The organism is Cellulomonas cellasea (assembly GCF_030372105.1).
GTDB classification, from domain to species: domain Bacteria; phylum Actinomycetota; class Actinomycetes; order Actinomycetales; family Cellulomonadaceae; genus Cellulomonas_A; species Cellulomonas_A cellasea_A.
Genome location: NZ_JAUDBQ010000004.1, coordinates 1 through 22322 on the forward strand (window position 1 = coordinate 1; position 22322 = coordinate 22322).

A 22322-nucleotide genomic window follows, 5' to 3' on the forward strand; every position below is an offset into this window, starting at 1 on the left:
GCGACGCCTACGCCTGGGGCTGGCGCTCCTTCACCGCGAACCTCGGGCCGATCCTCGTCACGGTGATCGCCTTCCTGCTGGTGGGCGTCCTCGTGTCGATCCTGTGGAACGTGGCGGTCGCCGCCGCCGACCTCGGAGTCGACTGGAGCGACTACCGCGGGATCGGCGTGGTGGGCGGGGTGGGCGCGTATCTGAGCAGCCTCCTGCTGACGCTCGTCGTGATGTTCGTGACCTACGTGCTGCAAGCGGCGATCGTGCGCGGAGCGCTCGCGATCAGCCGTGGGGAGCGGCTCGACATGGGCACGATGTTCTCGTTCCCGAGCCTCGGGGACGTGCTGCTCGCGGCCCTGCTGGTGAGCGTGCTGACGTCCCTCGGGTCGCTGGTCTGCGGCATCGGGGCGCTCGTGGTGTGGTTCTTCCTGCAGTTCACGTTGTACTTCGTGATCGACGTGCGCCAGAACGCCCTGGACGCGCTGCGCTCGAGTGCGCAGCTCATCACCAAGAACGCCGCCACCATGGCGCTGTTCTCCCTCGCCGGGCTGCTGGTGGTGATCGTCGGCGCGCTGCTGTGCGGGGTGGGGCTGATCGTGGCCATCCCGTTGGTGGTGCTCGCGCAGGCGTACCTGTACCGCCGGCTGCTGGGCCAGCCCGTCGCGGGCTGAGCCGGGCGCGGCGTCGTCAGGGGGCTGTCACGAAGTCGATGAGCTCCTCGACCCTGCCCAGCAGGGACGGCTCGAGGTCGGCGTAGGAGCGCACCGACCGCAGGATGCGCTGCCACCCGCGAGCGACGTCGGCCTGGTCGTCCGCGGGCCAGCCCAGCTCGCGCAGGATGCCGAGCTTCCACTCGGTGCCGCGCTCGATCACCGGCCATGCGCGCAGCCCCACGCGCTCGGGTCGCACCGCCTGCCACACGTCGATGTACGGGTGGCCCAGCACCAGCACCGTGCCGGCGGGGACGGTGCGCAATGCCGCGTCGGCGATCCGCCGCTCCTTGGACCCGGGAACCAGGTGGTCGACGAGCACGCCCACCCGGCGGCCCGGCTCGGGCGCGAAGTCGGCCAGGGCGTCGGCGAGGTTGTCCACCCCGTCGAGCAGCTCCACCACGACGCCCTCGAGGCGCAGGTCGTCGCCCCACACCTTCTCGACGAGCTCGGCGTCGTGCTTGCCCTCGACCCACAAGCGGCTGCCACGGGCCACCCGGGCCTGGGCGCCGTGCACCGCCACCGAGCCGGACGCCGTGCGCTTCGGCGGCGCGGGGGCGCTCGCGGCAACCGGCGGGGTCAGCTCCACCGGGGAGCCGTCGACCCAGAACCCCGGGCCGAGCGGGAAGGTGCGGGTACGGCCCTTGCGGTCCTCGAGGACGACGACGTGCTGGCCGCCGGACTTCTCGACGCGGACCACGGCGCCCACCCAACCCGTGGTGACCTCCTCGACCACCAGCCCGAGCTCGGCCGCCTGCGGTGTCGAGGAGCGCGGCGCACGGTGGTGGGCCGGGCGCTGGGCGCTGGCGAGGACGTCCTGGCCGTAGCGGTCGTGAGTCACCCGGTGAGCCTAAGGGCGGGTCCGGCCCAGCCGGTGGAGGCTTCCAGGGGTGGCGCGCTGCGGGCGCGGCGGATGGCGTGGTGCACTGGGCGTGTGATGTCGCCTGCCACCGGCGAGTTCGTGCCGGACCCCCGCCGTTGGCGGGCCCTGTTGGTGTGCCTGGCCATCGGCTTCATGACGATGCTCGACGTCTCGATCGTCAACGTGGCGCTGCCGTCCATCGACGCGGCGCTCGGCGCGAGCTCGAGCCAGTTGCAGCTCGTCGTGGCCGGCTACACGCTGGCGTTCGGGCTGGCGCTGGTCCCGGCGGGCCGGTGGGGCGACGCTCGCGGCAGGCGCCGGTTGATGATCGCCGGGCTGATCGGCTTCGCGCTGACGAGCCTGGGCGCGGGCCTGGCGCCGACGGGCGGCGCGCTGGCCGTCATGCGGCTGCTGCAAGGGCTCAGCGCCGGGGTGCTGAACCCGCAGATCACGGGTCTGATCCAGGAGCTCTTCCGGGGTCCCGAGCGGGCCCGCGCCTTCGGGGCCTTCGGCGCCACGATCGGGGTCTCCACGGCGATCGGCCCGCTGCTCGGCGGCGTGATCATCCAGGTGGCCGGGACCGAGACCGGGTGGCGGTGGGTGTTCATCGTCAACGTGCCCGTCATGGCGGTGGTGCTGCCGCTGGCCCTGCGATGGCTGCCGCGCACGCGCCCGCACGGCGCCCCGCGCTCCGACCCCGTCGGGTTGGCGCTGATCGGCCTGACCACTGTCGCGCTGATGCTGCCCCTGGTGACGACCACGGGCCTGGGCGACGACCCGGCGCGCTGGTGGTGGTGGGCCGTGGCGGCGGTCGTGGGGGCCGCCGCTGTCGTCTGGGAGCGCCGCTACCAACGACGCACCGGCGCGGCGGTGCTGGACCCGGCGGTCCTCGGGCAGCCGTCGTTCCGCAACGGCGCGCTGCTGGGCTTCGCCTACTTCGCGGGCTTCACCGCGATCTTCCTGGTGATCACGCTGTACCTGCAGAGCATCCTCGGGTACTCCGCGCTGCAGGCGGGGCTCGTCGGGATGCCGTTCGCCATCGCCTCGGCGGTGTCGGCCGCGCTGTCCGGGCGGCTCGTGGTGCGGCATGGGCGGCGCCTGGTGGTGGTGGGGCTGGTGCTCGTCCTGCTGGGCCTGGCCGGCGCCGACCTGGCCTTCCGCACGCTCGACGCGTCCACCGTCGGCTGGGTGGTGGCCGCCACGCAGCTCGTGACCGGCGCCGGCAGCGGCCTCGTGATCGCCCCCAACCAGACCCTGACGCTCGAGCGCGCCCCGGTGGGGTCGGCGGGCGTGGCGGCGAGCATGCTGCAGCTCGGGCAGCGTGTCGGCTCGGCGCTCGGCGTGGCCGTGAACGTCGCCGTGTTCTATGCCACGCTCGCCGCCGGCGGCTCCGGCGGCCTCGCGGTGGGGCGCGCGCTGCTGGTCACTTCCGCGTTGGTGACAGTCGCGCTGGTCGTCGCTGTGATCGACCTGCGCACGCGCTCGGCGAACACCCAGGGAGGGGGCGGTCCGCAGTCTCCCGCGACCGCGTAGAATTGGCACTCGTGCCCCAGGAGTGCTACCCACGGCTACTCAGGCGCCAGGAGGTGAGATGAACGAGGACCGTCGCCTCGACGTGCTGCGCGCGATCGTCGAGGACTACGTCGCCACCCGTGAGCCCGTCGGCTCCCGGGCGCTCGCAGACCGGCATGCGCTCGGCGTCTCGCCCGCGACCATCCGCAACGACATGGCGGTGCTGGAGGAGGGCGGGTACATCGCCCAGCCCCACACCTCGGCCGGCCGGGTGCCCACCGACAAGGGCTACCGCGTCTTCGTCGACCGCCTCTCCACCGTCAAGCCGCTCTCCGCCCCGGAGAAGCGCGCCATCCAGGGCTTCCTCGACGAGGCAGTCGACCTCGACGACGTCGTGGACCGCGCGGTGCGCCTGCTCGCGCAGCTCACCCAGCAGGTCGCCGTCGTGCAGTACCCGTCGCTGCGCCGCTCGTCGCTGCGGCACCTCGAGCTGGTCCCGGTGGGGGAGCGCCACCTGCTCGTCGTCATCATCACCGACAACGGGCGCGTCGAGCAGCGCACCCTCGAGCTCGAGGCGCCGGCTGACGAGGCAGTGGTCGCCCGGCTGCGGATCCGGTTGAACGTCGCCGCCGCCGGCCACCGGCTCGCGGACCTCGACGACGTGCTCTCCCAGCTCCCGGACGCGTTCGCGCCCGGCGACGAGAAGCTCGTGCGGGCCGTCGTCGGCGTCGTCGAGGAGACCCTCGCCGAGGACAGCGAGGAGCGCATCGTGCTGTCGGGCGCCGCGAACCTCGCGCGCGCCGGGGGCGCGGACTTCGCGCACACCATCGGCCCCGTCCTCGAGGCGCTTGAGGAACAAGTGGTGCTGCTGCGGCTGTTGGGCGAGATGGCCGAGGACGCCGAGGCCGTCTCGGTGCGCATCGGCCGCGAGACCCAGCACGAGGGCCTGGTCGAGACGAGCTTCGTCACCACGGGCTACGGCGTCGACGGCACGTCAGTGGCGCGGATCGGATCGATCGGGCCACTGCGCATGGACTATCCGGGGACGATGGCGTCGGTGCGCGCGGTCGCGCGCTACCTCTCACGCATCCTGGCCGGCTGACCACCCGCCCCCACATCCTCCCGCCTCCCACAGAAAGCGATCAGTGAGCGACTACTACGAGATCCTCGGCGTGCCGCGTGACGCGAGCCCCGAGCAGATCAAGAAGGCCTACCGGCGGCTCGCGCGCGAGCACCACCCGGACGTCGCGGGCGAGGGCGCCGGGGAAGAGCGGTTCAAGGAGGTCTCGCGCGCCTACGAGGTGCTGTCGAACCCCGAGAAGCGCCGGATGTACGACCTGGGCGCCGACCCCGCGTCGCCGGGCGGTGGCATGGGCGGCGGCTTCGGCTTCCAAGACATCTTCGAGACGTTCTTCGGCGCCGCGGCCGGGCAGAGCGCGCAGCGGGGCCCGATCCCGCGCGCGCGTCGCGGCCAGGACGCGCTGGTGCGGCTCGAGATCGACCTGGCAGAGGCCACGTTCGGCTCGCACCGCGAGGTGCAGGTGGACACGGCGGTGCTGTGCCCCACCTGCTCGGGCAGCTGTTGCCGCCCGGGCACGTCGCCGCGCACCTGTGACGTCTGCGGTGGGCGCGGCAGCGTGCAGCGCGTCGCGCGCTCGTTCCTCGGCCAGGTCATGACGTCCCAGCCCTGCGCCGCGTGCCACGGCTTCGGCACCGTCATCCCGGAGCCCTGCCCGGAGTGCTCGGGCGAGGGCCGGGTGCGCTCGCGCCGGACGCTCGAGGTCGACATCCCCGCCGGTGTGGACACCGGCACCCGGATCAAGCTCACCGGCCAGGGCGAGGTCGGCCCCGCCGGCGGCCCCGCGGGCGACGTGTACCTGGAGATCCGGGAGCGCAAGCACGACACGTTCGTGCGGCGCGGCGACGACCTGCACTGCACGCTCGAGGTGCCGATGACCGCCGCGGCCCTCGGCACGATGCTGACCCTCGACACCCTCGACGGCCCGCGCGAGGTGGACCTGCGCCCCGGCACCCAGCCCGCGCAGGTGGTCACGCTCAAGGGCCTGGGCGTCGGGCGCCTGCATGTGGGCGGCCGTGGCGACCTGCACGTGCACGTCGACGTGAAGGTGCCCACCGACCTGGACGACGAGCAGTCCGACCTGCTGCGCCAGCTGGCGGCGGCCCGCAACGAGGAGCGGCCGGACACCCGGCTCGCCTCCTCGCATTCGGGGGTCTTCGCCAAGCTCCGCGAGAAGCTCGCCGGGCGCTGAGGGTGAGCGCACCGGTCTTCCTGGCCTCGCCGGGCTCGCTGGACGACGTCGCCCCCGGGGGCGTGTACGTGCTGGAGGGCGCCGAGGCGCGCCATGCGGGAGTGGTCCAGCGGCGGTCCGCCGGCGAGCGGGTCGACGTCGTCGACTGCGCCGGGGTGCGCCTGGAGTGCTCCGTCGCCGCCGTGGGCGGCGAGGGGGTGCGGCTGGACGTGCTCGACGTGGTGCGCGAGCCCGCCTCTGACGTGCGGCTGGTGCTGGTGCAGGCGCTTGCCAAGGGCGACCGCGACGAGATGGCGATCGAGGCCGCGACGGAGGTCGGGGTCGACGCCGTGCTGCCGTGGCAGGCCGAGCGCTCCGTGGTGGTGTGGCGCGGCGACCGCGCCGCCAAGAGCCGCGCCCGTTGGCTCGGCACGGTGCGCGCGGCGGCGAAGCAGTCCCGTCGCGCCAGAGTCCCGGACGTCGGCCTCGCGGTCGACGGGCGCGGCCTGGCCGCGCGCGTCGAGGAGGTCGTGGCCGCCGGGGGAGTCGCCCTGGTGCTGCACGAGGAGGCCAGCGCGCCGATCGCCGACGTGCGGCTGCCGCAGCCCGCGGCGCCGGATGCCCCCGCGCCCGAGGTGCTGGTGGTGGTCGGCCCCGAGGGCGGCATCTCCGCCCGCGAGCTCGAGGCGCTGCTCGCGGCGGGCGCCAGCGCTGTGCGGCTCGGCCCGCATGTGCTGCGCACCTCCACTGCGGGCCCGGTCGCGTTGGCCATGCTGGCGCAGCGGCTCGGTCGCTGGGGCTGACCCCCGAGGCGGGCTACTGGACGGTGAACGTCACAGTCACCAGCCCGCGACGTTCCGCCGAGGCCTCGTCGTCCTGACCCGGCTCCCACACCGACAGGCGCAGCGTGCCCGACGGAAGGGTCTCGCGGATCTCGAACGGGCCGATCGCGCCGTTGGCCCCCGCAGTGGTGTACCCCTGCGCCACCGGCTGCCCCGAGCCGACGTCGACGGCCTCCCACACCAGCGTCCCCTCGAAGGCGGTGCCCTCGCCGGTCACTGTGACCTGCGGGCCGGTGACTGTGGCCCCTGAGCGGGGCTCGAGGAGGGAGTTCTGGCCGTTCACCAGCACATCGTCGAGCACAGCCGTGGCTGTGGCGTCGGGGGCGGGCGGGGTGGGCTCGGGCGTTGGGGTCGTCGTCGCGCCGCCGCCGGCCGTCGGGCCGTCGGGCGAGGCGCTCGCGCTCGTGGCGGGAGACCCCAGATCCTGGTCGGCTGGCCGGGCGGCGCATGCCGCGGCGCTGAGCACCCCGCCGAGCGCGAGGGCGGCTGCGAGCGTGGTCCGGGTGACGGCTGCGAGATGTCCGGCGGGCATCGAGGGCTCCTCGGGTCGGGTGTCGCGCCTAGTGTGCCGGGCGGGGCGACCCTGAGCGCGTGGGCGCACGTCGTGTCGCGCGCCGCTCGGTAGGATGGGGGGATCAGCGTCACGTCAGGACGTCATCACCGAAGGAGCGCAGCGGCGCAAGCCGAGCACATGGCCGAGAGCACATCCGCACGACGCTCGACCACCGCGGCCGGGGCCCGGGTCGAGCACCGGATCACCATCCCGCCCGCTGTGTCGATGGTCGAGCTCCTCGGGCTCCGGGACGAGGTGCTGCGCGCCATCGAGCACGGCTTCACGACCGTGGACATCCACGTCCGCGGCAACGAGGTCTCGATGGCCGGGCCCGCCGGGGACGTCGCGCTCGTCGCGCGGCTGGTCGACGAGCTGGTCGAGATGGCGCTCAGCGGCACGCCGCTCACCCCCGACGTCGTGACGCGCACCGTCGAGATGCTGACCGCCGGCGCGGTGGGCCGCCCGGCCGACATCCTGTCCTTCAACATCCTGTCCTCGCGCGGGCGCACCATCCGGCCCAAGACGGCGGGCCAGAAGGACTACGTCGACGCCATTGACAGGAACACCGTGACGTTCGGCATCGGCCCCGCCGGCACCGGCAAGACGTACCTCGCGATGGCCAAGGCCGTGCAGGCGCTGCAGGCGCGCACCGTGACGCGGATCGTGCTGACCCGGCCCGCCGTCGAGGCGGGGGAGCGGCTCGGCTTCCTGCCGGGGACCCTGAACGACAAGATCGACCCGTACCTGCGCCCGCTGTACGACGCGCTGCACGACATGATCGACCCCGAGTCGATCCCGCGGCTCATCGAGGCGGGCACCATCGAGGTCGCCCCGCTCGCGTACATGCGCGGGCGCACCCTCAACGACTCCTTCATCATCCTCGACGAGGCGCAGAACACCTCCACCGAGCAGATGAAGATGTTCCTCACCCGCCTGGGCTTCGGCTCCAAGGTGGTGGTCACGGGAGACGTGACCCAGGTCGACCTGCCCGCTGCGACGGCCTCCGGGCTGCGCACGGTCGAGTCGGTCCTCGCCGACGTGGACGACGTCGAGTTCTGCCGGTTGACGTCGTCGGACGTGGTGCGTCACCGGCTTGTCAGCGACATCATCGACGCGTACGCGCGCTGGGACAGGTCATGAGCATCGAGGTCAACAACGAGTCCGGCGCCGAGGTCGACGAGGCGGAGTTCGCCGCGCTCGCCCGCTACGTGCTGGATGCCATGCACGTCCACCCGCAGACGGACCTGTCCATCCTGCTCGTCGGCACGGACGTCATGTCCGAGCTGCACGTGCAGTGGATGGACGAGCCCGGCCCCACCGACGTGCTCTCCTTCCCGATGGACGAGCTGCGCCCCGGGCGCGAGGGCGAGCAGACGCCCGCCGGGCTGCTCGGCGACGTGGTGCTGTGCCCCGAGGTGGCCGCCGAGCAGGCGCGCGTCGCCGGGCACTCCACCGCCGAGGAGCTGCTGCTGCTGACCACGCACGGGATCCTGCACCTGCTGGGCTACGACCACGCCGAGCCCGAGGAGGAGAAGGAGATGTTCGCGCTGCAACGCCAGCTCCTCCTGACGTTCCTGGCCGGTCGATGACGCAGCCGCCCATCGGGCTGCTGGTCACCCTCGCCCTCGTCGGGATCGTGCTGGCGGCCGCGCTGAGCGCCAGCGAGGTGGCGGTGCTGCGCGTCACCCGTGCCGCCGTCGCGGAGCTCTACACCGCCCGCCACGCCGCGGCGGACCGGGTGCGCAAGCTCGTCGAGCACCCCGTGCGCGTCTCGTCGTCGGCGGCGTTCGTGCGACTGCTCGGCGAGATGACGGCCACCGTGTGCCTCACGCTGATCGTCGCGTCCACGGGCTGGCCCTGGTACGTGGTGCTGGTCGTCGCCGGGGTGCTGTGCGCGCTCGTGGCGTACCTGCTGGTGCGGGTGAGCCCGCGCACGCTGGGCCGCCAGCACCCCGTGACGGTGCTGGTGGCGTTCTCGCGGCTGCTGCTGGTGGTCTCCGCGCTGGTCGGCGGCTTCGCGCGGGCCGCCCCGTCGGGCCGGACCGTCGAGGCCGAGGACGAGCTGCGCGACATGGTGCAGCGGGTCAGCGAGTCGGAGGTCATCGAGGAGGACGAGCGCGACATGTTCCGCTCCGTGCTCGAGCTCGGCGACACCCTCACCCGCGAGGTGATGGTGCCACGCACCGACATGCTCACCACCGGAGCCGACACCACGCTGCGCAAGGCCCAGTCCCTGCTCTTGCGCTCCGGCTACTCCCGGGTGCCGGTGGTCGGCGACTCGGTGGACGACCTGCGGGGCGTGCTGTACCTCAAGGACGTCGTCCGGCGCCTCGCGGACGAGCCGCAGGCCGCCTCCGCCCCCGCCGCGTCGATCGCCCGCCCACCCGTGTTCGTCCCCGAGTCCAAGCCCGTCGACGAGCTGCTGCGCGAGATGCAGGCCGGCTCGTCGCACATCGCGATCGTCGTCGACGAGTACGGCGGCATCGCCGGGCTCGTGACCATCGAGGACGCGCTCGAGGAGATCGTCGGCGAGCTGACCGACGAGCACGACCGCTCCGGGCCGGTGGTCGAGGAGCTGGGCGACGGCGTGATCCGCGTCCCGGCCCGCCTCGGCAAGGACGAGCTGGGCGAGCTGTTCGGGCTGGAGGTCGAGGACGACGACGTCGACACCGCCGGCGGGCTGCTCGCCAAGGCGCTCGGCAAGGTCCCGCTGCCCGGCTCGGTCGGCGAGATCCACGGCCTGCACCTGGTCGCCGAGCAGGCCGGCGGGCGGCGCAAGCAGATCATGACGATCCTCGCCAGCCGCATCGCCCGAGACGACGAGCCCGACGAGGCCGACGACCATGACGACTTCCCCTCACGACGCTGACACTGGAGCCACCCGAATGACCTTCCGCTCAGGATTCGCCTGCTTCGTCGGGCGACCGAACGCCGGCAAGTCCACCCTCACCAACGCGCTCGTCGGCCAGAAGGTCGCGATCACCTCAGGGCGCCCGCAGACGACCCGGCACACCGTGCGCGGCATCGTGCACCGCGACGACGCCCAGCTCGTGCTGGTCGACACCCCCGGGCTGCACCGCCCGCGCACCCTGCTGGGCGAGCGGCTCAACACCCTCGTCCGGGACACCCTCACCGAGGTGGACGTGGTGGGCTTCTGCCTGCCGTCCGACCAGAAGGTCGGGCCCGGGGACAGGTTCATCGCCGAGCAGCTCCACGACCTGGCCCAGGGGCCGGCCAAGACCCCCGTCGTCGCGATCGCCACCAAGGCCGACCTGGTGGGCAAGCAGCGCCTCGCCGAGCACCTGCTGGCGATCTCCCAGCTCGGCGACTGGGCGGACATCGTGCCCGTCTCCGCCGAGTCCGGGTACCAGGTCGACGTGCTCGAGAACGTGCTGGTGAGCCACCTGGCCGAGGGGCCCGCGCTGTACCCCGAGGGCGAGCTCACCGACGAGCCGGTGGCCGTCATGGTCGCCGAGCTGGTGCGGGAGGCGGCGCTCGAGGGCGTGCGCGACGAGCTGCCCCACTCGCTGGCCGTGGTGGTTGACGAGATGGTGCCGCGCGAGGGCTCCACCGACGAGCGGCCCATGCTCGACGTGCGGGTCAACCTCTTCGTGGAGCGGGACAGCCAGAAGGCCATCGTCATCGGCAAGGGCGGCTCGCGGCTGCGCGAGGTCGGCACGCAGGCCCGCCACGGCATCGAGGCGCTGCTCGGCACCCGGGTGTTCCTCGACCTGCACGTGAAGGTCGCCAAGGACTGGCAACGGGACCCCAAGCAGTTGGGCCGCCTGGGCTTCTGACCAGCGAGTGAGCCAGCACCTGACACCCGAGGCCGACCCACCGGCCGTGCGGGATACTGGGAGGATGCCCTACCGGATCGCAGGGAGCACCGCGGTGGGCATCATCCTCCTCGCCCTCATCGGGGCGATCATGGGCCCGCAATGGGATCCAGCGCCGATCAGCGACCCGTTGCCGCGGGAGAGCGAGTCCACCGCCATCGGCGGCGCCCAGGCGCGCCACCAGTACGACGTCCGCACCACGGAGATGGTCGTCGAGCTGGACGGCGCCACTGTCGCCGCCCGCCTCATGGAGCCGATCGGCGCGCCCGACGGCCGCCCCGGGGTCGTGTTCATCCACGGCGCCGGGACCGGCCAATCGGAGGAGGCGTTCGGCGCGCAGGCGCAGGCGCTCGCCGAGTCCGGGGTGGTGGCCCTGGTGCCCAGCAAGCGGATGGACACCTACACCACGAGCCACCGCGACTACGAGGCGATGGCGGCGGACTACCAGGAGTCGGTGCGGCTGCTGCGCACCGTGCCCGGGGTCGACCCCGACCAGGTGGGCGTCTACGGCGAGAGCGAGGGCGCCTGGATCGCCCCGGTGATAGCGGCCCGTGACGCGCAGGTCGCCTTCGTCGTGCTCGTCTCCGCGCCCGTGGTGCCGCCCCGCCAGCAGGCCGCGTTCGCCACCGACGCCTACCTGCGCAACACCGACGTCCCGGGCGGGGTGTTCCGCGCGATCCCCCGCGCGGTCGGGATGTCGCTGCCCGGCGGGGACTTCGAGTACATCGACTTCGACGTGGCGCCGTTCCAGCGGCAGATGACGCAGCCGGTGCTGGTCGTCTACGGCACCGCCGACCTGTCCATGCCGATGGTGCAGGGCGCCGAGCAGATCATCCGGGACACCGCGATCGTCGGGAACACCGACATCACGGTGCGCTACTACGAGGATGCCAACCACGGCCTGAAGGTGGACGGCAAGGTCTCGGCGACGTTCCTGCGGGACCTGTCCGACTGGGTCGACGGGCTGCCGAGCACCGCCGGCGCCGCGCCGCGCATCGCCGGCGCCGATCCCGCGCAGGCGTACCTGGCCGGGCCGGTGCCGACGCCGCGCTGGCTGGGCGACGGCGACGTGGTGGTCGGAGTGGCCGCGGCGGGGGCGGCGCTGGTGGTCCTCGGGCCGCTGGGGTTGCTCGCCGCGCGCGGCGTCGACCGGTTGCGCGGGTCGCCCGCACGCCGAGCGATGGCCCCCGGCGTCGCCGCGCGCACCTGGTCCCTCGGAGTGCTCGCGCTGCTGACCATAGGAGCCTTGATCTGGTACCTGCTGGCCGTGGCGCGGCTCGCGCTCGGCTACGAGCGGAACGTGTGGATCGTGCAGGGGGGATGGCTGGCGGTGCGGGCGCTGGGCATCGGCGCCGTCGTCGCGGGCGTCATGCTCATCGACCGGGTGCGCCGGCTGCGCGAGGAGCGCGCGATGATCGCGCGGGGCGCCGTCGCCATCGGGAGCCTGGGCTCGACGCTGCTCGGCTCGATGGTGCTGCTCGTCGTGCTCGCCTACTGGGGCGTGTACCAACTCGGCATCTGACCAGGTGGGCGGCGGTACGCATCTGCCCCTCAACTAGGGCACGATGTGGGCCGATACAACCAGTTCGAGGGCGCGACGCCGTCCCGGACAATCCTGGGGGTGAGTCGTTGCGCACGTCGTGGGGTTCCGCGACCGATCGCGGACTGGTGCGCGCGGTCAACGAGGACGCCCTGCTGGCCTACCCGCCGGTCTTCCTTGTCGCCGACGGCATGGGCGGCCATGACGCGGGCGACGTCGCGAGCAGGCTCGCCGTCGAGGAGTTCGCCCAGCTCGCCGGCCGCCCCCACGCCACGTCCGACGACGTGCACACCTGCTTCACCCGCACCGCCGAGCGCATCCGCGAGGCGCTCGAGGGGCGCCCCTGCGGCACCACAGTCGCCGGCGTCGCCGTGGCCGAGCATGAGGGCAGCTCCTACTGGCTGGTCTTCAACGTCGGCGACTCCCGCGTGTACCGGTGGCTGGACGGCGACCTGCGCCAGATCAGCGTCGACCACTCGGTGGTCCAGGAGATGCTCGACAACGGCGAGATCGACGAAGGGCAGGCGCGCACGCACCCCGAGCGCCACGTGCTCACGCGCGCCCTCGGCAGTGGCGCCGGCCCGGAGCCCGACTACTGGATGATCCCCGCCGGGCCGCACGACCGGGTCCTCGTGTGCTCCGACGGCCTCACCGGCGAGTTGTCCGACGCGGCGATCGCCGACGTCCTCGGGCAGTTCGCCGACCCGCAGGACGCCGCCCAGGAGTTGGTGCGGCTCGCCGTCGAGGCCGGCGGCCACGACAACGTCAGCACAGTGGTCGTGGACGTCGCCACGGCAGAGGAAGGCGACACGCACCTGACGGTCCCGCGCGCGGGCGCCGGGCTTGGGGCGAGCGCATGGGACGAGATGCTCGACGGCGCGACAGTGCCGCGTGCCAGACCGAGGGAGATCTGACAGTGATCGTGCCGGAGTACGCCCCTGGACAGTGGCACGCCGTCGTCGGCGGCGGCATCGTCGCCCTGCTCGCGCCCACCACCTCGCCCGAGACGGTCCGTGCGGTGTGGGACGCGGCGCCCGCCGCGGGCGGCCTCACCGACCAGCTCGAGGTCCTGCTGCGCGGCGGCATCAGCGGCCTGCAGCCCTTCGCGCTCGTCGACGTCACCGGCGGCCGCGTGCACGCCGCGCTGCGTGGGGACGTCGAAGTCGAGGTCAGCGGCGCCGGGGGGAGCCGCGTCCTGGCGGCCGGCGAGGTCACCACCTGGTCCGAGCGCGTCGCCGAGGGCGCCGACGTCATGACCGTGCGCGTCGCGGGGAGCGCGCCCTGGACTGTGTCGACGGCGCTCCCGCTCGCCGCGGGCGTCGTGCTGGCGGGTGGGGTGCGCGTCGCGCTGTCGGCCACCGCCGGAGCCGGCGTCGAGCAGATCCGCGCCGACGACGACGCCGAGCGGGTGGGCGGGGCCGCCGTGTCCTCGCATGCCGAGCCGGTCGACGAGCCTGAGCCGGCCGAGCAGCCTGAGCCAGTCCTGGAGTCTGAGCCCGTCCTGGAGCCTGAGCCGGTCAGCGAGCCCTTCCAGGTGGGCGAGCCCGAGCCCGCCATCGAGACCGCACTGGCGCAGGAGACAGCGCTGCCGCCCGAGCTGGCCGTCTGGGCGACGGAGCTCGAGGACGCGCGCCCGCAGGGCGAGCCGGAGCCGGACGGGCCAGCGCAGCGCGACGAGCCCGCCCTCGGAGCCGAGACCCTCATCGTCGGCGCCCCCGCCTGGCTGCTGGAGCCGGCGGCCGAGCCCGCCCCGTCGGTCGCGTTCGAGGCGCCCGTCGACGCCCTCACCGCACACGGCCATGGCGGGGCATTCGACGCCGGCAGCCCGGCGCCGTCCGACCCGTTCCGGATCGACCAGCTCCGCGCGGAGGTCGACCGGGTGGACAACGCCGACCTCGACCGGGTCGGCCTGGGCGGCGTGTTCGGCTCGGCCTACGCCGAGCAGGCGTCCGCCGTCGTCGCCGAGGCTGAGGCCGCGATGCACGCCGCGCCCGCCCCGGCCGGCGACCTCCTGGCGCCCGACGACCATGACGGCCTGACGATCCTCAGCAGCGACTTGGTGGCGATCCGCGACCAGCTCCCGTCGTGGGCCGGCGACGAGGTGCCCGGCCCGTTCCGGGTCGTCGCCCCGGAGCCCCCGGCGGCCATGCGGCTGATGCTGTCCACCGGCGCCGTCGTCCCGTTGGACCGGTCGGTGCTGCTCGGCCGCGCCCCGCAGGTGCTGCGCGTCACGAACAGCGAGCTGCCGCGACTGGTGAGTGTGCCGTCACCGCAGCAGGACATCTCGCGCACCCACGCCGAGGTGCGCATGGAGGGCGAGGACGTGCTGGTCACGGACCTGCAGTCCACCAACGGCGTGCTGGTGTCGCGACAGGGCGAGCGCGCGCGCCGCCTGCATCCGGGCGAGCCGACGCTCGTGCGGCCGGGCGAGCTCGTCGACCTCGGGGACGGTGTCACGTTCACGGTGGAGCGGGGTACGTGACCGCACGCCGTGTGGCGTCGACGCCGCCGCAGATCGCCGGGCACCGGTTCATCCGGGTGCTCGGCCTCGGCGGCTTCGCCGACGTCTTCCTGTACGAGCAGGACCTGCCGCGCCGCCTGGTCGCGGTGAAGGTGCTGCTCGCGGGATCGCTCGACGACGATCTGCGCACGGGGTTCCGCACCGAGGCGAACCTGATGGCACAGCTGTCGCACCACCCGTCCATCGTCACGATCCATCACGCGGACATCGCGCCCGACGGCCGCCCGTACCTGGTGATGGAGTACTGCTCGGGGCCGGCGCTCGCCGAGCGGTACCGGCGTGAGCGCATCTCGGTGCCGGAGGCGCTGCGGATCGCGATCCGCGTGGGCTCCGCCGTGGAGACGGCCCACCGCGCGGGCATCCTGCACCGGGACATCAAGCCCGCGAACGTGCTGACCACCGACTTCGGCTGGCCCGCGCTCACCGACTTCGGGATCGCCGCGACGACGGGCGCCGGCGCCGGCGCAGCGCTCGGCATGTCGATCCCGTGGTCGCCGCCCGAGCTCCTCGCGCACCAACCCCACGGGGACACCCGCTCGGACGTGTACTCGCTGGCGGCGACCGTCTACTCGCTGCTCGCGGGCCGCACGCCCTTCGAGGCGCCCGGCAGCCCGAACGGCGCCGCCGACGTCGTCGCCCGGATCGAGCGCACCCCCGTGGCGTCCACCGGCCGCGAGGACGTGCCGGCCTCGCTGCAGGCTGTCCTGGCCCGCGCGATGGCCAAGGACCCGGACCAGCGATTCGCCACCGCGGCCGCGTTCGCGCGGGCCCTGCAGCAGATCGAGGCGGCGCTCGGGTTCGCGGTGACGCCGCTGGACCTGCCGGATGACGCGCGCCTCACCCCGCCGATGTCCGCGGCCCAGCAGCTCGCCGCGTCGGCGCCCGCGGCTCCGGCGAGCGACGACGCGACCAGGCTGCGCCCTGTGATCAGCATCGACTCGACGGGCCTGCCCGCGCAGATGTCCGCGCGCACGCACGCCGGCGCCCCGCGGCCCCCCGATCCCGGGCACACCGTCGATCCGCTGGCGGCCGTCCCACCCGTCGGCGGGCGCCCGTCCGACGCGCGGCCGGCCGTCGCGCTGGGCCTGCCCGCCGGTGTGCAGTCGCCCCGAGCGGTGGCCCCGCTGCCGGGCGCGGCCGGAGCCTCGGGCTCGCCGCGTGTCGTGGGCGCTCCGGGCGCCCCGGCGGACGGCGGATCCTCCCGCCGGGGGATGCGCCGGGCGATCGGCTCGGTGTCCGCGGTGCTGGTCGTGGCCGTGCTCGCCGGCGTCGCCGCGCTGACCCTGGGCGGCCGCGACAACGCGCCGATCGGCCCCGGCTCCACCGCCACCGAGCTGGCGGCCCCGACGGTCGGCGGCGTGTCCACAGTGGTGCCCGCGCCGGCGGGCCTCGAGGGGCGGCGGACCGCTGACGGCGTCGAGTTCACCTGGTCGAACCCCGACCCGGCCGAGGGCGACCAGTACCTGTGGGGAGTGCGCACCGCCACCGGCGGCACGGAGCTGGAGCTCGTCGCCGAGCGCCGGGTGTCCGTCCCCGCGGCGCCTGACGAGCCCGTCTGTGTGGAGGTCTCCATCGTCCGCGCGAACCGCGCGTCGTCGTCGCAGCCCGCGGAGGCCTGCGCGCCATGAGCCTGATAGCCGTCCGTCGCCGCACCGCCCAGGTCGCCGCCGTCGTCACCGTGCCCGCCGTGCTGGCCGTGCTGGCGCTGGTGAACCCGGGCTTCCCGCTCGCGCGCGTCGACCTCAACGACTCCGGGGTGTGGCTGACGGCCACCGAGTCCCTGCGGCTCGGGCGGCTGAACGCGCAGGTCGAGGAGCTCAACGCGGGCTTGGTGACCACGGGCAGCAGGTTCGACGTGCTGCAGGACGGCGCCGACGTGCTGCTGGTCGAGCCGTTGACCGTGTCCGTCGTCGATCCGGCGTCGGTCACGCTCGCCGCGCAGGTCGCGCTGCCCTCCGGGGCCGAGGTGTCGATGGGCGGCGGCGCCGTGGCGGTGATCGCGCCCAACGGCGACGCCTGGGTGCGCCCCGTCGCGCAGCTCGGGTCGTTGGCGCCCACGTCCGACACCCCGGACATGGCGCTCGGCGAAGGCGGCCGCGTCGTGGTGACAGACGCGGGTGTGGCCTACGGGGTGGCGGCCGAGACCGGGGACGTCACGCGGGTCGTGCTGCTCGACGGGCAGCCGCAGGCCGAGGCCGCGGGCACGCTCGGCGCCGAGGTCGAGCAGCTCACAGCGGTCGGCGACGAGCCGGTGGGGCTGAGCGGCAGCACCGTGCGCACGCGCCAGGCCGCGATCGAGCTCGACGGCGGGCGCGACCTGGTGCTGCAGCAGCCCGGGCCCGCGGACGACGCGGTGCTCGTCGCGACGCGTGACGCCCTGGTCGAGGCGCCCTTGGGCGGCGGCGACGCCGAGCGCCATGCGACGACCGGGCAGGGCGTGCCCGCCGCGCCGGTGCGCCTGGACGGCTGCGCCCACGGGGCGTGGGCCACCGGCACTGGCTCGTACTTGCGCGTGTGCGGCGACGGCGAGCCCGAGGTGCTGGACCTGGAGGGCATGTCCACGCAGGACGAGCTCGCCTTCCGCGTCAACCGCGGCATCGTGGTGCTCAACGACACCCTGCGGGGGCGGCTGTGGATGCCCCAGGAGGACACCGAGCTGCGGGAGCCGAACTGGGAGGACATCGTCCCCGAGGACGAGCCGGAGGAGCGCGAGGAGGACGCCGAGGGCGCCTCCACGACCCAGGACCTGCTCGCGGAGTGCGGCACCGAGGCCACCATCCCGCAGGCCACCGACGACGAGTTCGGGGTGCGCCCGGGCCGCACCATGATCCTGCCGGTCATCGACAACGACTCGTCCTCCGACTGCGGGATCCTCGCGGTCAGCGAGTTCGACCAGCTGCCGGAGGAGTTCGGCACGCTGCAGGCCATCTACGGGGGGCGCGCGCTGCAGGTGCGGGTCAACCCGGACGCCAGCGGGTCCGCGGTCTTCACGTACACGATCTCCGACGGACGCGGCACCGGCGCGCCCTCGACGGCGAGTGTGCTGCTCACCGTGCGCGACCCGGGCCTCAACGAGGCGCCCACGCAGACGCGCATCGGCTCGTTGAGCGTCGAACAGGACGCGCAGGCGCAGTACAGCGCGCTCGCGGACTTCACCGACCCGGACGGCGACGACCTCACGCTCGTCGACGCCACGGCGGACGCCGGCACCGTCCGGTTCCGCCAGGACGGCACTGTCACGTACCAGGCGGACGGCGGCGCGCTGGGCCGCGCCCAGATCAGGCTGCTCGTCTCCGACGGCCAGGAGACCGCCGAGGGGACGCTCATCGTGGACGTGCGGGCCGCCGGCTCGCTGGCCCCGCAGATCGACCCGGTGCACGCCGTCACCTACGTGGACCAGCCTGTGCGGCTGCAACCGCTCGACGCCGTGCGCACCAGCGGCAAGGAGCCGGTGCGCCTGGCCGGCGTCGACGAGCTCGCGGGCGCGAAGATCACCACCGACCTGGCCGCGGGCACCTTCACGTTCAGCGCCCCGCGCCCCGGCACGTACTACGTGAGCTTCGTGGTGGCGGCGGCGCCCCAGCAGGCCACCGGCCTCGCGCGGATCGACGTGCTCGAGTGGCCGTCCCAGGTCGAGCCCCCCGTGGCCGTCCGCGACCGGGTCTACCTCGCCCCCGGGCGCGAGGTGACTGTGGCGCCGCTGGCGAACGACTCCGACCCCGCCGGCGGCGTGCTGGTGCTGCAGTCCGTCGACGTCCCCGCGGACTCCGGGCTGCGGGTGGCGATCCTCAACCACGAGCTGGTGCAGATCTCCGCGACGCGCACCCTCACCGCGCCGGTGTCGCTGGCGTACACGGTGTCCAACGGGCCCGCGTCGGCGGTGGGGGAGATCTCCGTCCACCCGGTGCCGGCCTCCGCCGTCGCGCAGCCGCCGGTGGTGGAGAACATCGAGGTCAGCGTCCGCACGGGCGGCGTCGTCACGGTGCCCGTGCTCGACCACGCCTACGACCCCGACGGCGACGCCCTCACCGTGGTGCCCGAGCTCGCCGAGCCGCTCGGCGAGGGCGAGGGCCTGCTGTTCGTCTCCGGCGACGTGCTCCGCTACCAGGCGCCCGCGAAGGCGCTGACCGCCCACGCGACGTTCATCGTCCGCGACGAGACGGGCAACGAGACCGCGGCCACCCTCACCGTGCGCGTGCACGCGTCGGACGCCACGGCCAAGGCGCCGCCGCGCCCGCGCGACCTCACGGCCCGGGTGTTCGAGGGGGAGACCGTGCGCATCGCGGTGCCGCTGGTGGGCATCGACGACGACGGCGACGGCGTGACGCTGCTCGGCGTGGCGGTCGCCCCCGCCAAGGGGCGCGTCGTCGCGTCGGGCGCCGACTGGCTGGAGTACGAGGCGCTGCCCGGCGAGTCCGGCACCGACTCGTTCACCTACGCCGTGGAGGACTGGACCGGGCAGCGCGCCGTCGCGACGGTCCGCGTCGGCATCAGCCCCCGGCCCGCCGCGTCCGCGCAGATCACGGCGCGCAACGACGACGTGACGGTGCGCCCCGGGCAGCGGGTCGAGGTCCGCGTGCTCGCCAACGACATCGACGCCAGCGGCGGCGAGCTCCTGCTCTCGGAGACCCTGGAGAAGGCCGACGGGATCGACGCGCGCGTCGAGGGGCGCCGGATCATCGTGCAGGCGCCGTCGAACCCGGGTGTGCTGCAGATCGCGTACACGGTGACCAATGCCCGGGGTGGCCGGGACTCCGCGGTGCTGACGGTCACGGTGCTCGAGGACGCGCCCGTGCTGCCGCCGGTCGCCCGTGACGTCGTGGTGCCCGCCATCGACACCCTCGGGCGGGAGAGCGTCGAGGTGGACGTCCTCGCGGTGGCGCAGAACCCCAGCGGCCCGCTGAGCGACCTCGCCGTGTCAGTGCCCGCGTCGGCGGCCGATGTCGCGACGGTCACCCCCACGGGCAGCGTCGTCATCACGCTGGTCGACCACGCGCAGACAGTCCCCTACCAGCTGACCAACACCACCTCCAGCACCGCCAGCACCTATGCCTTCATCACGGTGCCCGCGCTCGGGTTCTTCCCCCCGACGCCCCGGCCCAAGGCGCCGGCGTTGCGGGTGGCGTCCGGCGAGCAACTCGTCATCCCGCTCGACGAGCAGGTGCAGGTCGCCCCCGGGCGCACCGCGACCATCGCCGACCCCGACGCGGTGCAGGCCACGAAGTCCGATGGCTCCGACCTGGTGCGGGATCCGACGACGCTGGTGTTCACGTCGGCGGCGGGCTACGCCGGGCCGGCCTCGATCACGGTCCCGGTGACCGACCGGACGAGCGCGTCCGACACCACCGGCCGCACCTCCGTCATCACGCTGGCGGTCACCGTGTACGCGGTGGACGACTACCCCCCGACGTTCGTCGCCCCGCCGATCGCCGTGGCGCCGGGCGAGGAGCCCATCGTCGTCGACCTGCGCACCTTCACCACGGGACCCGAGGGCGCCAGCGGCGCAGCCGACGTGTACTCCTACCAGCTCCGCTCCGCCGTGCCCTCCGGGTTCACCGCCACGCTGGACGGCTCGGTGCTGCGCGTCGCGGCGGGGCGCACCACGTCGAAGGGCACCACCGGGTCCCTCGACGTGGCGCTCGGCTACGGCAGGGCGGGCTCCATGACGGTGCAGGTGGACCTGCGGGCCACGGCCAGCACCCGGGCGATGCCCCGCGTGGTGGACCGGCACATCCCGGATGGCGTGCAGGGGCGCGACACCGCGGTGGACGCGCTCGCGGGCGCCTACAACCCGTTCCCCGACACCCCGCTGACCATCGTCGAGGCCGTCGTGGAGACGCCCGGGGCGGGCACGGCGTCCGTCTCCGGCGGCACAGTCAACGTGCGGCCCGGCGCGGAGTTCGTCGGCGCGATGGTCGTCCGCTTCGCGGTGCGCGACGCCACAGGCGACCCGGACCGGCAGGTCGAGGGCCGCATCACGGTGGTCGTGCGCGGCAAGCCCGCCACCCCGAAGGCGCCGCGCGTCGTCGAGGTGCGCGACCGCACCGTGGTGCTGAGCTGGGACGCGCCCGACGACAGGGGCGAGCGCATCACCGGTTACCGGGTGACGGTGCCGGGCAGCACCGAGCGCCAGTGCGCCAGCACCACCTGCACGATCGACAACCTCACGAACGACGTCGAGTACACGTTCACTGTCGCCGCGAAGAACGCCGTCGACTGGTCCGACCCGAGCCCCGCCTCGGCGACGGCGCGGCCCGACGCGGTGCCGGACCGGCCGGAGGCGCCGGCCCTGAGCTTCGGCGATGGCCAGGTCACGGCAACGTGGAGCGCGCCGACGAGCCCTGGCTCGCCGGTGACCCGCTACGAGGTGATGATCTCGCCTGCGCCCGGCAGCGGCAGCGCGACCCAGTCCACGTCGTCCCTGTCGGCGACGTTCACGGGGCTGCGCAACGGCACCGCGTACACCGTCCAGGTGCGCGCCTACAACAAGCTCCCTGAGCCGAGCGCGTGGAGTCTCGCGTCATCGCCAGAGGTCCCGGCGAAGGCCCCGGAGGCGCCGGTGGTCACGGCCACCGGCACGGTCACAGGCTGGTTCGGCACCACGGGCCGCATCGACGTCACCTGGGCGGAGCCGGCCACGAACGGCGCCGAGATCACCCGCTACGAGGTCTCGGTGGACGGCGCCCAGCCGGCGCCGCTCGGGAACGTGAACAACTACGTCATCGCCGAGGCGGAGCGCGGCCGGAGCTACGACATCCGCGTGCGCGCCGTCAACAAGGCGGGCGAGGGCCCGTGGGGCTCCGTCACCGGCACCACGTACAGCGCCCCCGACACCCCGAAGGGCCTCTCGGCGACGGCCTCCGCCAATGCCGCCTTCGGTGCCGGCTCGGTGGTGCTGTCGTGGAGCCCGCCGAGCGACGCCGGGGGCCGGGGGATGTCGATCAGCCGGTATGAGATCGAGGGGCGCGACGACTCCCTGACCTCCACGACGCTGACGATCCCCAATATCGCGGGCGGCACGACGCTCACCCTGCGGATCCGCGCGGTCAACTCGCGCGACCTGGCCAGCGAGTGGGTCTCCTTCCCGGCGGTCACCGTGCTGACGGCCCCGGCGGCGCCGCAGCTCTCCGTGACGTCGGGCGGCGTCGACCAGGTTGTCGTCTCCGCTGCCGACGGGGCTGACGGCGGCGCCGCGATCACGCGTCGCCAGCACCGGATCAACGCCGGGGGGAACCCGTCGAGCGCGGGAGGCTGGGTCGACGGGGCGCCACCGGCGCAGGTGGATCAGTCCGGCGGGACCGTCACCGTGGACTACCGCGTCGGGAACTCCGTCGGATGGTCGGAGGCAGTCCGCCAGTCCGCCGCGCCCGGCCAGCCGGCTGTCCCCGGCGCCCCCACCGGACTGGCCGCGACGTCCCCGCGCGCCGAGGTGCTGGACTTCAGCTGGACGGCGGCGACCGCCAACGGGCGGCCGGTCACCGGTTACGAGTGGGAGATCCTGCGCGGCGGGACGAGGCTCTCCGCCGGCTCCGTCGGCGCCGGGGTCGTGAGCGTCGTCGGGGAGGGGGTGGCCGGCGGCGGCGCCGTCACGGTCCGCGTCCGGGCGCTGAGCTCCGTCGGCCCGGGGGCCTGGGCGACGTCGGCCGAGATCGCCGTCCCGGCCACGAGCGGATGACCGATGAGCCGCCCCGACCCGGGCCGCCCCA

At 74.1% G+C, this 22322-nt stretch carries 16 protein-coding genes; 14 read left to right on the top strand and 2 right to left on the bottom strand.

The window, feature by feature from the left end; genetic code table 11:
• Positions 1–662, top strand: a 662-nt coding sequence (locus QUV83_RS04990) for a hypothetical protein (RefSeq protein ID WP_289563075.1), incomplete at its 5' end; no start/stop codon positions are given.
• 16 nt (positions 663–678) lie between these two features.
• Here the strand turns inward: QUV83_RS04990 and QUV83_RS04995 are convergent.
• Entirely contained in the window at positions 679–1542 is an 864-nt protein-coding gene (locus QUV83_RS04995; protein ID WP_289563076.1) for a DUF3097 domain-containing protein, read from the bottom strand.
• A gap of 96 nt (positions 1543–1638) precedes the next feature.
• Here QUV83_RS04995 and QUV83_RS05000 point away from each other — a divergent pair, with 96 nt between their 5' ends.
• Genes QUV83_RS05000 through QUV83_RS05015 form a run of 4 tightly spaced genes read left to right on the top strand, consistent with a single transcriptional unit; the run spans position 1639 to position 6127 of the window.
• Positions 1639–3096 (top strand): MFS transporter, encoded by a 1458-nt coding sequence (locus QUV83_RS05000; RefSeq protein ID WP_289563077.1) that lies wholly within the window; start codon positions 1639–1641, stop codon positions 3094–3096.
• 58 nt (positions 3097–3154) lie between these two features.
• On the top strand, positions 3155–4177 hold the full coding sequence (hrcA, locus tag QUV83_RS05005; protein WP_289563078.1) for a heat-inducible transcriptional repressor HrcA: 1023 nt from the start codon (positions 3155–3157) through the stop codon (positions 4175–4177).
• Between the two features lie 43 nt (positions 4178–4220).
• A complete protein-coding gene (dnaJ, locus tag QUV83_RS05010; RefSeq protein ID WP_289563079.1) occupies positions 4221–5345 on the top strand; it encodes a molecular chaperone DnaJ in 1125 nt (374 codons plus the stop codon).
• 2 nt (positions 5346–5347) lie between these two features.
• On the top strand, positions 5348–6127 hold the full coding sequence (locus QUV83_RS05015) for a 16S rRNA (uracil(1498)-N(3))-methyltransferase (protein WP_289563080.1): 780 nt from the start codon (positions 5348–5350) through the stop codon (positions 6125–6127).
• A gap of 13 nt (positions 6128–6140) precedes the next feature.
• On the opposite strand, the gene QUV83_RS05020 is transcribed toward QUV83_RS05015, so the two are convergent.
• Positions 6141–6698: a Gmad2 immunoglobulin-like domain-containing protein gene (locus QUV83_RS05020; protein ID WP_289563081.1), complete on the bottom strand. Its 558-nt coding sequence runs from the start codon at positions 6696–6698 to the stop codon at positions 6141–6143.
• 159 nt (positions 6699–6857) lie between these two features.
• On the opposite strand from QUV83_RS05020, the gene QUV83_RS05025 reads away from it, so the two are divergent.
• The 9 genes from QUV83_RS05025 (at position 6858) to QUV83_RS05065 (ending at position 22291) form a co-directional block, all read left to right on the top strand.
• Positions 6858–7859 carry a PhoH family protein gene (locus QUV83_RS05025; protein ID WP_289563082.1) on the top strand — a complete coding sequence of 334 codons (1002 nt, stop codon included), beginning with the start codon at positions 6858–6860 and terminating at the stop codon, positions 7857–7859.
• Positions 7856–8308: an rRNA maturation RNase YbeY gene (gene ybeY, locus QUV83_RS05030; RefSeq protein ID WP_066587727.1), complete on the top strand. Its 453-nt coding sequence runs from the start codon at positions 7856–7858 to the stop codon at positions 8306–8308. The genes QUV83_RS05025 and ybeY overlap by 4 nt, the downstream gene beginning before the upstream one ends.
• The gene (locus tag QUV83_RS05035) at positions 8305–9588 is read left to right on the top strand and encodes a hemolysin family protein (protein ID WP_289563083.1); all 1284 of its coding nucleotides are present in this window, start codon (positions 8305–8307) and stop codon (positions 9586–9588) included. The genes ybeY and QUV83_RS05035 overlap by 4 nt, the downstream gene beginning before the upstream one ends.
• Before the next feature lie 16 nt (positions 9589–9604).
• Positions 9605–10516 (top strand): GTPase Era, encoded by a 912-nt coding sequence (gene era, locus QUV83_RS05040; protein ID WP_289563084.1) that lies wholly within the window; start codon positions 9605–9607, stop codon positions 10514–10516.
• Between the two features lie 64 nt (positions 10517–10580).
• Positions 10581–12077: an alpha/beta hydrolase family protein gene (locus tag QUV83_RS05045; protein ID WP_289563085.1), complete on the top strand. Its 1497-nt coding sequence runs from the start codon at positions 10581–10583 to the stop codon at positions 12075–12077.
• 146 nt (positions 12078–12223) lie between these two features.
• Positions 12224–13009, top strand: a complete 786-nt coding sequence (locus tag QUV83_RS05050; protein WP_289563086.1) for a PP2C family protein-serine/threonine phosphatase — start codon at positions 12224–12226, stop codon at positions 13007–13009.
• A gap of 2 nt (positions 13010–13011) precedes the next feature.
• Positions 13012–14577: an FHA domain-containing protein gene (locus QUV83_RS05055; protein ID WP_289563087.1), complete on the top strand. Its 1566-nt coding sequence runs from the start codon at positions 13012–13014 to the stop codon at positions 14575–14577.
• Positions 14574–16244 carry a serine/threonine-protein kinase gene (locus tag QUV83_RS05060; RefSeq protein WP_289563088.1) on the top strand — a complete coding sequence of 557 codons (1671 nt, stop codon included), beginning with the start codon at positions 14574–14576 and terminating at the stop codon, positions 16242–16244. The genes QUV83_RS05055 and QUV83_RS05060 overlap by 4 nt, the downstream gene beginning before the upstream one ends.
• Positions 16241–22291, top strand: coding sequence for an Ig-like domain-containing protein (locus tag QUV83_RS05065; RefSeq protein WP_289563089.1), 6051 nt, complete (start codon positions 16241–16243; stop codon positions 22289–22291). Before QUV83_RS05060 ends, QUV83_RS05065 begins: the two co-directional genes overlap by 4 nt.
• Positions 22292–22322: the final 31 nt, after the last annotated feature.

Coding starts and splice junctions, on each gene's coding strand:
- QUV83_RS05035 (WP_289563083.1), top strand. CDS start 8,305: ATGACGCAGCCGCCCATCGGGCTGCTGGTCACCCTCGCCCTCGTCGGG.
- QUV83_RS05000 (WP_289563077.1), top strand. CDS start 1,639: ATGTCGCCTGCCACCGGCGAGTTCGTGCCGGACCCCCGCCGTTGGCGG.
- era (WP_289563084.1), top strand. CDS start 9,605: ATGACCTTCCGCTCAGGATTCGCCTGCTTCGTCGGGCGACCGAACGCC.
- QUV83_RS05025 (WP_289563082.1), top strand. CDS start 6,858: ATGGCCGAGAGCACATCCGCACGACGCTCGACCACCGCGGCCGGGGCC.
- hrcA (WP_289563078.1), top strand. CDS start 3,155: ATGAACGAGGACCGTCGCCTCGACGTGCTGCGCGCGATCGTCGAGGAC.
- QUV83_RS05045 (WP_289563085.1), top strand. CDS start 10,581: ATGCCCTACCGGATCGCAGGGAGCACCGCGGTGGGCATCATCCTCCTC.
- QUV83_RS05065 (WP_289563089.1), top strand. CDS start 16,241: ATGAGCCTGATAGCCGTCCGTCGCCGCACCGCCCAGGTCGCCGCCGTC.
- ybeY (WP_066587727.1), top strand. CDS start 7,856: ATGAGCATCGAGGTCAACAACGAGTCCGGCGCCGAGGTCGACGAGGCG.
- QUV83_RS05020 (WP_289563081.1), bottom strand. CDS start 6,698: ATGCCCGCCGGACATCTCGCAGCCGTCACCCGGACCACGCTCGCAGCC.